Origin of the sequence: Clostridium sp. E02, assembly GCF_003833015.1 — a bacterium.
GTDB lineage: Bacteria > Bacillota > Clostridia > Lachnospirales > Lachnospiraceae > Lacrimispora.
The window spans coordinates 1-423 of record NZ_RJLQ01000075.1; the positions used below are offsets into that span (position 1 = coordinate 1).

Genomic DNA, 423 nt, shown 5'->3' on the forward strand with positions numbered 1-423 from the left:
CGATCAGCCCGGCCGCGAGCGCCACCAGGGTGCCGCCGATCAGCGCGTTGCGCATGAACGCCGATCCGAGGATGTGCAACCAGTTGTGCTGGTAGCCGATCGCCAGATACGTCTGCGCCAGATCGCCCGGCGGCATCACTCGCTCCTCATGTACATCTGCCCCTGCAGGGTGTTGGCGACCTGCACCTTGGTGCCGTACAGATGCGTGAGCAGGTCGGCGTTGACGACGTCCATGGGCGCGTGGTGGGCGTGCCCGTCGAGCAGGTAGATGGCGCTGTCGAGCACGCTCAGCAGCGGGTTGAGGTCGTGCGCGACGACGATGATGGTCACCTGGTACTCGGAGTTGACCCGCGCGAGAAGCTGCACGATCTCGTGCTGGCTGCGCAGGTCGAGCGCCGCGAGCGGCTCGTCGAGGATCAGCAT

1 protein-coding gene is annotated in these 423 nt (G+C 66.2%); it reads right to left on the reverse strand.

Features of this window, described 5'->3' with window-relative positions; genetic code table 11:
* Nucleotides 1-135: 135 nt before the first annotated feature.
* On the reverse strand, nt 136-423 hold a 288-nt coding region (locus tag EFT72_RS19000; RefSeq protein ID WP_243110068.1), incomplete at its 5' end, for an ABC transporter ATP-binding protein.